The organism is Ramlibacter tataouinensis, from assembly GCF_027941915.1.
Taxonomy (GTDB): Bacteria; Pseudomonadota; Gammaproteobacteria; order Burkholderiales; family Burkholderiaceae_C; genus Ramlibacter; species Ramlibacter tataouinensis_C.
Genome location: NZ_CP116009.1, coordinates 1,234,209 through 1,245,836, shown reverse-complemented (window position 1 = coordinate 1,245,836; position 11,628 = coordinate 1,234,209). Strand labels below are relative to the sequence as shown.

The 11,628-nt window shown below is 68.8% G+C and carries 10 protein-coding genes; 9 read left to right on the top strand and 1 reads right to left on the bottom strand.

What is annotated here, in order from left to right:
• The first annotated feature begins 7 nt into the window (after positions 1 to 7).
• Both PE066_RS05805 and PE066_RS05800 read left to right on the top strand, forming a co-directional pair.
• Entirely contained in the window at positions 8 to 1,123 is a 1,116-nt protein-coding gene (locus PE066_RS05805; RefSeq protein ID WP_271235613.1) for a hypothetical protein, read from the top strand.
• A 22-nt stretch (positions 1,124 to 1,145) separates the two neighbouring features.
• Positions 1,146 to 2,699, top strand: coding sequence for an acyl-CoA synthetase (locus tag PE066_RS05800; RefSeq protein WP_271235612.1), 1,554 nt, complete (start codon positions 1,146 to 1,148; stop codon positions 2,697 to 2,699).
• 55 nt (positions 2,700 to 2,754) lie between these two features.
• Here PE066_RS05800 and PE066_RS05795 read toward each other — a convergent pair whose 3' ends face one another.
• Positions 2,755 to 3,399 carry a TetR/AcrR family transcriptional regulator gene (locus PE066_RS05795; RefSeq protein WP_271235611.1) on the bottom strand — a complete coding sequence of 215 codons (645 nt, stop codon included), beginning with the start codon at positions 3,397 to 3,399 and terminating at the stop codon, positions 2,755 to 2,757.
• Between the two features lie 117 nt (positions 3,400 to 3,516).
• On the opposite strand from PE066_RS05795, the gene PE066_RS05790 reads away from it, so the two are divergent.
• From PE066_RS05790 to PE066_RS05760, 7 genes are all read left to right on the top strand, one after another.
• Positions 3,517 to 4,818, top strand: coding sequence for an NAD(P)/FAD-dependent oxidoreductase (locus tag PE066_RS05790; protein WP_271235610.1), 1,302 nt, complete (start codon positions 3,517 to 3,519; stop codon positions 4,816 to 4,818).
• Positions 4,819 to 4,906: 88 nt separating this feature from the next.
• The gene (locus tag PE066_RS05785; RefSeq protein ID WP_271235609.1) at positions 4,907 to 5,737 is read left to right on the top strand and encodes an ABC transporter ATP-binding protein; all 831 of its coding nucleotides are present in this window, start codon (positions 4,907 to 4,909) and stop codon (positions 5,735 to 5,737) included.
• A complete protein-coding gene (locus PE066_RS05780; protein WP_271235608.1) occupies positions 5,734 to 6,624 on the top strand; it encodes an ABC transporter ATP-binding protein in 891 nt (296 codons plus the stop codon). Before PE066_RS05785 ends, PE066_RS05780 begins: the two co-directional genes overlap by 4 nt.
• The gene (locus PE066_RS05775) at positions 6,617 to 8,479 is read left to right on the top strand and encodes an AMP-dependent synthetase/ligase (protein ID WP_271235607.1); all 1,863 of its coding nucleotides are present in this window, start codon (positions 6,617 to 6,619) and stop codon (positions 8,477 to 8,479) included. The genes PE066_RS05780 and PE066_RS05775 overlap by 8 nt, the downstream gene beginning before the upstream one ends.
• Positions 8,476 to 9,348 (top strand): branched-chain amino acid ABC transporter permease, encoded by an 873-nt coding sequence (locus PE066_RS05770; RefSeq protein WP_271235606.1) that lies wholly within the window; start codon positions 8,476 to 8,478, stop codon positions 9,346 to 9,348. Before PE066_RS05775 ends, PE066_RS05770 begins: the two co-directional genes overlap by 4 nt.
• Positions 9,348 to 10,394 (top strand): branched-chain amino acid ABC transporter permease, encoded by a 1,047-nt coding sequence (locus PE066_RS05765; RefSeq protein WP_271235605.1) that lies wholly within the window; start codon positions 9,348 to 9,350, stop codon positions 10,392 to 10,394. Before PE066_RS05770 ends, PE066_RS05765 begins: the two co-directional genes overlap by 1 nt.
• A 55-nt stretch (positions 10,395 to 10,449) precedes the next feature.
• The gene (locus PE066_RS05760) at positions 10,450 to 11,604 is read left to right on the top strand and encodes an ABC transporter substrate-binding protein (RefSeq protein ID WP_271235604.1); all 1,155 of its coding nucleotides are present in this window, start codon (positions 10,450 to 10,452) and stop codon (positions 11,602 to 11,604) included.
• Positions 11,605 to 11,628: the final 24 nt, after the last annotated feature.

The window sequence follows — 11,628 nt, the reverse complement described above, 5'->3', positions numbered from 1 at the left end:
GATCGACATGCTGACTCCCCAAGACGACCTGCTCGGCCACCAGACGCCGGGCACCTTCGCCGTCGCCGGCAACGGCGACCCGCGCTTCACCGAGCGCTACTGGTACACCGCCCATCCGCTGGACGGCCGTGCGTTCCTGATCGACGTCGGCTTCGGCTACTACCCCAACCGGGGCGTGATGGACGCGTTCGCCGGCGTCACCATCGGCCGCACGCAGCACAACTTCCGCGCCTCGCGCCGCCTGGCCGGCAACCCGCTGGAGACCACGGTCGGCCCGTTGCGGCTGGAGGTGGTCAAGGGCCATGCGACCCACCGCCTGGTGCTGCAGGACAACGGATCCGGCATCGCCTTCGACCTCACGTTCGAGGCGTGCTTCCCGGCCGCGCAGGAAAAGCAGAGCCGGCGCGAGCGCAACGGCGAACTGGAAGAGGACCTGGCACGGGTCGCGCAGTTCGGGCGCTGGCACGGCTGGATCGAAGTCGCCGGCGAGCGCCACACGCTCGAGCCGTCGACCTGGTGGGGCCAGCGCGACCGCTCCTGGGGCATCCGCTCCGAGATGCGCACCGACTGGGCCAGGCCGCCGATGCAGACGCACCGCAACTTCTTCTGGACCTGGTCGATGCTGCAGACCCAGAACCTTGGCGTGTCGGTCTTCATGAAGGAGCGCGAGCCCGGCAAGCCGTACTACCTGTCGGGTGCCGAGTTCCAGCGCCGGCCGGACGGCAGCGTGCACAAGCGCGAGATCACCGGCTTCGAGCACGAGATCACCTGGGCCGACGATCCGCTGGGGCAGACCATCGCGTCGGCGGAGTTCCAGCTGTCGTTCGAAGAAGGTTCGCCGCGGCTGGTCCGGCTGGAGGCACTGCCGGCGCGCTACTACCTCAAGGGCGGGCTCTACGGCGGCTGGGACGGCTGGAACCATGGCGACGACCGCGGCGCCTATGCCGAGGCGTTCGACGCCTGGGACCTGGACGACCCGGTCACGCGCGAGCGCGCCCGCACGCTGGGCGACCACGTGCTGCGGGTGCAGATCGATGGCGAAAGCGGCATCGGCATCAGCGAGTACGGCGTGGCGGCGGGCTACCCCAGGTACCCGGGTCCGCAGAAGCACGCGGCCCTGTGAGCCCGGCCACAACGAGGACGACATGCAACTGACACAGGCACTCACGCGGGCGGTGCAGACCCGCGCCACGTCCACCGCCACGATCTACAAGGACCGCAAGCGCAGCTGGAAGGAAGTCGGCGAGCGGGTGCCGCGCCTGGCCGCCGGCCTGCGCGGGCTGGGGCTCAAGCCCGGCGACCGGCTGGCCGTGCTGGCTTTCAACAGCGACAACTACATCGAGCTGTTCTTCGCCGCCGCCTGGGCCAACCTGGTGCTGGTGCCGCTGAACACCCGCTGGGCGGTGCCCGAGAACCTCTACAGCCTGCGCGATGCCGAGTGCTCGGGCCTGCTGCTGGACGACGCGTTCGCGCCGCAGGGCGCGGAACTGCTGGCCGGCCACCCGATGGCGCACGTCGTCCACATGGGCGACGCGCCGACGCCGCCGGGCATGCACGCCTACGAGGCGCTGATCGCTGGCAGCAAGCCGATGCCCGACGAATGCGGCCGCAACGACGAGCTGTGCGGCATCTGCTACACGGGGGGCACCACGGGCGACCCGAAGGGCGTGATGCTGTCGCACACCAACTTCATCACCGCCTCGATCAACTGGATCGCGACGCTGCACTTCTCGGACCAGACGGTGTACCTACATTCGGCCGGGCTGTTCCACCTGGCCGGTTCGTCCCCGGCCTTCGCCCTGACGCTGGCCGGCGGCACCCACGTGTGCCTGCCCAAGTTCGATGCCGTGCTGGCGTTCGAGGCGATCCAGAAGCACCGGATCAACTACGTGCTGTTCGTGCCGACGATGATCAACATGATGTTGAACCATCCGGACTTCGACAAGTACGACCTGACCAGCGTGCGCTACTGCGAGTACGGCGCCTCGCCGATGCCCGATGCGGTGCTGGCCGCTGCCATCGAGAAGCTGCCGACGTGGGAGTTCATCCAGGGCTACGGCATGACCGAGACGGCGGCGCTGACGGTCAGCCTGCCCTGGCGCTACCACTTCGACGGCGAGCACGGCAAGGCCAAGCGGCAGGCGGCCGGTCGCGCCTCGTACGGCGTGGACGTGCGCATCGTGGATGAGGAAGGCCGGGAAGTGCCGCGCGGCACCCCGGGCGAGATCGCGGTGCGCGGTGCCCAGGTGATGCTGGGCTACTGGAAGAAGCCCGAGGCCACGGCGGCGGCCATCCGCAACGGCTGGATGCACACCGGCGACGGCGCCTGGATGGACGAGGACGGCTTCATCTACATCGTCGACCGCGTCAAGGACATGATCATCAGCGGCGGCGAGAACATCTACTCCAAGGAAGTCGAGAACGCGGTCCATGCGCACCCGTCGGTGCGCGAGTGCGCCGTGATCGGCGTGCCGGACGAGAAGTGGGGCGAGGCGGTGCTGGCGGTGGTGGCTCTGAAGGACGGCAAGACCGCGACGGCCGAGGAGATCATCGCCCACTGCCACAAGCTGATCGCCAACTACAAGTGCCCGCGCCAGGTCGCGTTCGTGGACGCGCTGCCGCTGTCGGGCGCCGGCAAGGTCCTGAAGAACGTGCTGCGCGACCCCTACTGGAAGGGCAAAAAGCGGTCGGTGAACTGAAGCGGCGGGGCTGCCGCCGCACCGGCGGCGGTCCCGACGATCGGCGCGAAGGCCCCTAGGTCCGCGAGCGGACCGCTTTCGCCGGTGTCCCGGCTGCCAGCTGCAGCGGCGGCGCCTTGAACCCGTGCACGAACAGGTGGGCGATGCGCTCGGCCAGCTCCTGCGGGCCGATGTCGCCCGTGCGGCGGTACCAGCTGAAGGTCCAGATCATCATCCCGTACAGCAGCAGGGCGTAGGGCTTGCGCACCCGCTGGGCCTGCATGAGCTCGGGGTTCAGCTCGGACAGCAGGCCCTCCAGCAACTCGGTCATGCGCACTTCGAGCGCCCGGATCTCGCGCAGCTGGGCGCGCTGCAGGTACTTCAGGTCGTTCATCAGGATGATGTGCTCGTCGCGCTCGCGCGCGGCGCCGCGCACGAAGCTCTCGATGAACTGGTTGAAGCGATCCTCGGCGGGCTGCGGGGTCTGCACGATCCGCACCAGCTCGGCGGCCTGCCGCGTGATGTGGTCGTGCACGATGGCGTACAGCAGGTCTTCCTTGCTCGGGAAGTAGTGGTAGATGTGCGACTTGGAGGCGCCGCAGGCGTTGGCGACGTCCAGCATGGTCGCCTGGTCGAAGCCCTTGCGCGCGATCAGCGCCGCGGCCTTGTCGAGGATGGCCTTCTTCTTGGCCTCGTAGTCGTCGGCCCTTACGCGTGTCATGTCACTCCTTCTTGTTCCTGCCCTTCGTCCGTGTTGCGCCACTGCGCAATCGGCCTTATAGTTAGTCCGACCTGTCGGACTATATAACGGGTGGATGGTCCGCCCATCAGGGTAAGCATGGAGACTGAAGGCAAGCAACTGGTGATCGTGGGCGCGGGCCATGCGGGCAGCGAGCTGGCCGTGGCCGCGCGGCAGGCCGGCTGGGCCGGCGGCATCACGCTGCTGGGCGCCGAGGACGCGCTTCCGTACCAGCGGCCGCCGCTGTCCAAGGCCTGGCTGGCCGGCAAGGTCGACGCCGAGGGCCTGCTGCTGCGGCCGCGGACGGCCTACGAGAGTGCAAGGGTGAGCTTGCGCACCGGCGTCCGGATGGAGGCGATCGACCGCGCCGGGCGCCGCATCGAGCTGGACGATGGCAGCCGGCTCGACTACGACCAGCTCGCGCTGTGCACGGGCGGACGCCCGCGCCCGCTGGCCTGTCCGGGGCTGGAACCGGACCAGCCGTGCGCCAACCTGCATTACCTGCGCACCATGGCCGATGCCGAAGCCATCCGCGCCCAGCTGGTCCCGGGCGTGCGCCTGGTGGTGATCGGCGGCGGCTACGTGGGGCTGGAGGTTGCGGCCTCGGCGCGCCGCCTCGGCGCCCGCGTCACGCTGCTGGAGGCGCAGCCGCGCGTGCTGGCCCGGGTGGCCGGCGAGCAGGTGTCGCGCTTCTACCAGGACGTGCACCGCAGCGAGGGGGTCGACCTGCGCACCGGCGTCCAGCTGGAAAGCGTCGAGGTCGAGGGCGGCCGGATCCAGGCCCTGCGCTGCAGCGACGGTGAGCGCATTCCGTCCGACCTGGTGGTGGCCGGCCTCGGCATGCTGGTCAACGTCGAAGCCGCCCGCGCCGCAGGATTGGCGGAGGCCGAGGGCATTCCGGTCGACGAGCTGTCGCGCACCCGGGACCCGGCCATCCTCGCAGCGGGCGACTGCACGCTGCAGTTCAGCGCCATCTACGCCCGGCAGCTGCGGATCGAGTCGGTGCCCAACGCCCTGGAGCAGGCGCGCGCCGCTGCCTCCTGGCTGGGTGGCAAGCCCAAGCCGAACCGCGCCGTGCCCTGGTTCTGGTCCGACCAGTACGAGCTCAAGCTGCAGATGGCCGGGCTTTCGCAAGGGCACGACCGCTGCGTGCTGCGCGGTGATCCGGCCGCGCGCTCGTTCAGCGCGTTCTACCTTGCCGGCGAGCGGCTGCTGGCGATCGATGCCGTCAACCGCCCGGCGGACTTCATGCTGGCCAAGCGCCTGCTGGCGCAACCCTGCCGGGCGGATGTCGGGCGGCTGGGCGACGAGTCGGTGCCGCTCAAGGAGTTGCTGACGCAGGCTGACGACGCGGCTGTTACGGGAAATCCCCGAGAAGTGCCGGTTGTCGCAACTCCATAATTTGACATTAATCAAAGACCGACGCGACGGACTAAAAATGGCTGCCAGCCGGCTGCAACGCCCGGGCCGCGCAGCGCTCCCAGAACCCATGACTTCAACGACAACGGCAAGCGCCGCGCCGCCCCCGGCGCTGGCGATCCACAACATCCAGGTCGTGTACGGTGGTGCCATCGAGGCCGTACGCGACGTCTCGCTCGAGGTGCGGCCCGGGCAGATCGTGGCGCTGCTCGGCTCCAACGGCGCCGGCAAGTCCACCGTGCTCAAGGCCGTTTCCGGCGTCCTCGATGCCGAGGACGGCGAGATCGAGAAGGGCACGATCCTGCTCAACGGCCGTGCCGTGGAGAAGGCGCCCGCGCCGGCGATCGTGCGCGAGGGCATGGTCCAGGTGCCCGAGGGCCGGCGTCTGTTCCAGACGCTGACGGTGGAAGAGAACCTGATCACCGGTGCCCACCTGCGCGACGCCGCCAGCCTGGCGCGGGCGCGCGAACAGGTGTTCGCGCTGTTCCCGCGGCTGAAGGACCTGCGCCAGACCACCGCCGGCTACCTGTCGGGCGGCGAGCAGCAGATGGTGGCCATCGGCCGCGCGCTCATGAGCCAGCCGAAGATCCTGGCACTGGACGAACCTTCGCTGGGGCTGGCGCCGCTGATCGTCACCGAGATCTTCCGCACCATCCAGAAGCTGCGCGACACCACCGGGCTGACCATCCTGCTGGTCGAACAGAACGCCAGCCGCGCGCTGGCCATTGCCGACTACGCCTACATCATGGAGAACGGCCGCGTGGTGCTGGACGGCACCAGCGAGCAGCTGCGCCGCAACGCCGACGTGCGCGAGTTCTATCTGGGCCTGAGCTCCCAGCAGGGGCGCACCAACATGAAAGACGTGAAGCATTACAAGCGCCGCAAGAGGTGGCTGTCATGAGCCTGGCGACCACCCCTCCCGTGCTCGACGCCCAGCGGGCGGCGGCTTCGCCGCAGCAGCACCCGGCGCCCGGCGCCGCCAGCCACCCCGCCGCCAGTGCCGCCGGCCAGCCGGTGCCCGTGCTGGAGGCGCGCCGCATCTCCAAGCGCTTCGGCGGCGTCAAGGCCGTCAATGACGTGAGCCTGAAGGTCATGCCGGGCGAGATCGTCAGCCTGATCGGACCCAACGGCGCCGGCAAGACCACCACCTTCAACCTGGTGAGCGGCGTGCTGCCGCCGTCCGAAGGCCAGATCCTGTTCCAGGGCCAGGACACCGCGCGGCTGAAGTCCTCGCAGTTCGCCCGCCTGGGCATCGGCCGCACCTTCCAGAACCTGGCGCTGTTCCGCCATGGCACGGTGGTGGAGAACCTGCTGGTGGGCCGGCACATCCACTTCCGGTATTCGGTGCTGGAGTCGCTCGCGTTCTGGGGCCGCCCGCGGCGCGAGGAGATCGCCGCGCGCGAGAAGGTCGAGCAGATCATCGAGTTCCTCGAGATCGAGGAGCTGCGCGACAAGCCGGTCAGCCAGCTGGCCTACGGCCAGCAAAAGCGGGTGGAGCTGGGGCGGGCGCTGGCCTGCGAGCCCAGCCTGCTGCTGCTCGACGAGATCGTCGCGGGCATGAACCGCGAGGAGAAGGAGGACATCGCCCGCTTCACCCTGGACATCCGCGACGAGTTCGGGATCGCGGTGCTGATGATCGAACACGACATGCAAGTGGTGATGGACCTGTCGGACCGTGTCTATGTGCTGGACTTCGGCTGCCTGATCGCCGAGGGCACGCCCGCCGAAGTGGCGGCCAACCCGGCCGTGCTGGCGGCCTACCTGGGCGAGGAGGGCGGCCATGCTTGACCACGATCGCCTGATCATCGGCGACGCCACGCTGCCCGGGCTGCTGCGCCTGCGCGCCCAGGAGCGCGGCGGCCAGGTGGCGCTGCGCGAGAAGGTGCAGGGCGTCTGGCGCGGCCGCAGCTGGAACGACTACTACCAGTCGGCCCGGCGCGCGGCGCTCGGGCTCATGAGCCTGGGCCTGCAGCGCGGCGACCGCCTGATCATCGCCTCGGAGGACGTGCCCGAGTGGTTCTACGCCGACCTGGGCGCGCAGATGATCGGCGTGCAGGTGGTCGGCATCTACCCGACCAACCCCTGGCCCGAGGTCCAGTACATCGCCGGCCACTGCCAGGCCAAGGTCGCGATCACCGGCGACCAGGAGCAGACCGACAAGGTGCTCGACGCCATGGCCAACGGGAATGGCTTGCCGCACCTGGAACACATCTTCTGCGTGGACATGAAGGGCTTGCGCCGCTACGAGCCGGGGCGCCCCCATGCCTTCGAGCACCTGCTGGAGCTGGGCGACCGGCTGGCGGCCGAGGATCCGCAGGCCGTGCGCCGGCTCGACGACAGCATCGACAGCCTGGTGCCGGACGACACCAACATCCTCGTCTACACCTCCGGCACCACGGGGCCGCCGAAGGGCGCGATGCTGACGCACCGCAACTTCGTCTACGGCGCGTACGCCTATGCCGTCAGCCGCGGCATGGTCGGCCGGCGCTTCGAGTCGGTGTGCTACCTGCCGCTGTGCCACGTGGCCGAGCGCGGCTATTCGACGGTGCTGCACCTGCTGACCGGCGGCATCGTCAACTTCGCCGAGTCGATCGACACGGTGGCCACCAACATCCGGGAGATCGCGCCCACCTTCTTCCTGGGCGTGCCGCGGATCTGGGAGAAGCTGCAGCAGGGCTTCGAGTTCCGCATGAAGGACAGCGGCCGCGTGCAGCGCGCGATCTACCGCGCCGGCATGAAGCGCGGCCGCGTGCTGTCGGACCGCCGCGCCGAGCACGGGCGGCTGGTGCGCTGGCAGGACCGGGTCGAGTTCGCCTTCTGGTGGCTGCTGCTATTCCGCAACATGCAGCGCCACATGGGGCTGAACCGCACCCACACGCGCATGTGCGGCGGCGCCTCGGTGTCACCCGAGACGCTGAAGTTCTTCGACATCATCGGCGTGCCGGTCGGCCAGGGCTACGGCCTGACCGAAGCGGGCGGGCTCGGCTTCGTGCAGGTGCCGGGGCGCCCGTTCATCGCCGGCAGCTGCGGCCCGGCGATGCCGGGTACCGAATGGCGGCTGGGCGAGGACGGCGAGATCTTCGTGCGCTCGCCCGGCGTGTTCCGCGGCTACCTGTTCGACGACAAGGGCACCGCCGACATCCTGGCCGCCGACGGCTGGCTGGCCACCGGCGACATCGTGGAAGTGCGCGGCGGCGACGAGATCGCGGTGGTCGACCGCAAGAAGGCCATCATCATCACCGCCGGCGGCAAGAACATCGCGCCGTCGGAGATCGAGAACGCGCTCAAGGACAGCCCCTACATCCGCGAGGCGATCGTGGTGGGCGAGGGCAAGAAGTTCCTGGGCGGGCTGATCCAGATCGACTTCGACACGGTCGGCCGCTGGGCCGCCGACCGCAACCTGCCCTACACGACCTTCAAGTCGCTGACGCAGATGGACGAGGTCAGGCAGCTGATCCAGCAGGCGGTCGACGAAGTGAACTCGCGCTTCGCCCGGGTCGAGAACGTGCGCAAGTTCGTCCTGCTCGAGAAGGAACTGGACCACGACGACGGCGAGCTGACGGCGACGCAGAAGGTGCGCCGCGGCCTCATCAACAAGAAGTTCGCGCGCGAGCTCGAACTGATCTACGGCAACGCGTCATGAGCTACTTCATCGAACTGGTCGCCTCCGGGCTGGCCATCGGCGCCATCTACGGCCTGGTGGCCATGAGCTTCGCCGTGATCTACAAGGCCACCGGCATCGTCAACTTCGCCCAGGGCGAGATGGGGATGCTGACCGCCTACACCTCCTGGACCATCGCCACGACGCTGGGCACCGATGCGGTGACCACGGTGCTGGTGGCGGTGGTCGCCGGCGCCATCCTGGGCCTGGTCTGCGAGCGCCTGATCATGCGCCCGATGCTGGGCGAGCCGGTGCTGTCGGTGGTGCTGGTCACCGTCGGCCTGGCCGTCGTGCTGCGCTCGCTGGTGACCATGATCTGGGGCGCGGCGCCGCACAAGTTCGCCATCGGCGGCGCCGACACCATCCTGCAGATCGGCGGCATCGGCGTGCGGGCCAGCCAGTTGACGGTGATCGCCGTGCTGCTGCTCGCGATCGCCGGTTTCTGGTTCTTCCTGCAGCACAGCCGCTTCGGCGTGGCCATGCGGGCCGTCGCGGCGGACGAGAAGACGGCCCGGCTGATGGGGATCTCCACGGCGCGCGTGCAGGCGGTGGCTTGGGCGGCAGCCTCCGGCCTGGCCGGTCTGGCGGGCGCCTTCTTCGCCGTCATCTACGGGCTGGCGCCCACCATCTTCGAGATCGGGCTGAAGGCCTTCCCGGCCACCGTGCTGGGCGGCTTCGACTCAGTGCTCGGCTCGGCGGCCAGCGGCCTGATCATCGGCGTGCTGGAGAACCTCGTCGGCGGCTACCTGCCCAGCACGCTCAAGGAGATCGCCGGGTTCGTGCTGATCCTGGTGGTGCTGATGGTCCGGCCCTTCGGGCTGTTCGGTGAAAAACGGATCGAGAGGGTCTGATGCGAAGCGGGTATTTCAAGCAAGGCTATGGCGAACTGGTCGGCCTGACCGACTCGCCGGCCGTCAAGGGCTGGACGGCGGCACTGCTGGCCGCCCTGGTGGTGGCGCCACTGGTGCTCAGCAGCTACCTGCTGTCGCACGTCACCATCATCCTGTTCACGCTGGTGGGGGCGCTGGGGCTGATGGTGCTCACCGGCTTTACCGGGCTCATCTCGCTCGGGCACGTGGGCTTCCTGATGCTGGGCGGCTATGCCTATGCGATCGGGGTCACCCGGTTCGGCCTGCCGCCCGAGCTGGCGCTGCTGATGTCGGCGGTGGTGCCGGCCCTGTTCGGGCTGGTCGTCGGCATTCCCTCGCTGCGGCTGCACGGCCTGTACCTGGCGATCACCACGCTGGCCTTCGCGCACATCGTGAGCGCCGGCATCCTGGGCGGCGGCCAGTTCACCGGCGCCGGCAGCGGCATCATGGTGGAGCGGCCGGTGATGTTCGGCATGGACCTGTCGAGCGACCGCGCCTTCTACTGGTTCTGCCTGGCCATGTGCGTGCTGGCGGTGCTGGTGGCGCTCAACCTGCGCCGCACCTACATCGGCCGCGCCCTGATCGCCATCCGCGACAACGACATCGCGGCGCGCACCATGGGCATCAGCCTGGTGCGCTACAAGCTGCTCGCCTTCCTGGTCAGCGCCGCCCTGACCGGCGTCGCCGGTGCGCTGATGGGCATCTACATGAGCATCGTCTCGGTGGAAGGCTACCCCTTCCTGCTGAGCATCGAGGCGCTCGCCATCATCATCGTCGGCGGCATCGGCTCGGTGCTGGGCGCGGTATTCGGCACCGTGTTCATCGTCACCATGCCCGAGCTGTTCGCCACCCTGATGTCGATGGTGGGCGGACGCTGGGCCGACACCCTGACGACCGCCGCCCACGAGGTCAAGACCATCCTGTACGGGGTGGCGATCATCGCCTTCCTGCGCTTCGACCCGCGCGGCCTGCGCGGCATCTGGCACGACGTCCGGCACGCCTGGGTGTTCTGGCCGCTGCGTTACTGAACCCGTCCGTTTTTCCAACGTTGGCTTTGGCCATTTCCTCCAAAGGAGACATTGCATGAACCTCAGACTCACCGCTGTCGCCCTCGGCCTGCTGGCCCTGGGCGCATCCCTGCCGGCTGCCGCGCAGCAGGGCGTGACCGACACCGAGATCGTGATCGGCGACATCCTGCCGCTGACCGGCCCGCCCGCCCTGCTGGGCGTGGCCCACAACGTCGGCGTGAAGGCGGCGGTGGCCGAGGCCAATGCCGCCGGCGGCATCAACGGCCGCAAGCTGCGCCTGATCTCCGAGGACGACGGCTACGTGCCCTCGCGCACCATCCAGGGCGTGCGCAAGCTGGTCAACAGCGACAAGATCTTCGCCTTCACCTCGATCTCCGGCACCGCGCAGGCGCAGGCCGCGATGCAGCTGATCAGGCAGTCCGGCCTGCCGGCGATGGCGCCGATCACCACCTACGAGGGCCTGTACAAGCCGACCATCAAGAACGTGTTCGCGGTCGGCTACGACATGCGCGAAGCCGTCTACGAGATGATCGTCCAGATGGCCGACCGCTACCCCGGCAAGAAGTGGGCGGTGATCTCGCAGGACGACGACTACGGCCAGAACGTGCGCGACGGCTTCGAGCGCGCCGCCAAGGAAAAGAAGCTGCAGGTCGTCTCCAGCCAGGTCTTCAAGAAAGGCCAGTCGGATTTCTCGTCCGAGATCCTGAAGGTCAAGCAGTCCGGCGCCGAGGCGCTGATGGCGGGCGGCGTGCTCGGCGAGAACGTCACCATGGTCAAGGAGCTGGAGCGCATCGGCCACAAGATCCCGGTGGGCGTGACCTATGTGTCGCGCGTGCCTGCCAGCGCCAAGATGATGGGTACGGCCGGCGAGAACGTCTACACGGTGGACTACGTGTACCTGGAGACCTCGCCCGAGGCCAAGGACTTCATGGCCAAGCTGGACAAGCACCTGTCGCCCGAGGAGCGCGGCAAGGTGAACCGCTACACGTTCACCGGCTACTCGGCGGCGCGGGCGCTGTTCGCGGCCATGGACAAGTGCGGCAAGGCGCTCACCGCGGCCTGCACGATCGCCGAGCTGGAAAAGCTGAAGAACCTCGAGACCGGCGCGATGACGCCGGTGAGCTTCAGCGCGAACGACCACCTGGCCGCGCCCAAGCTGTTCCTGATGAAGGCGGACCCCGCGTCGGTCAGCTACAAGCTGGTGAAGTGACGGGTCGGGCGGGGCCCGCCCCGC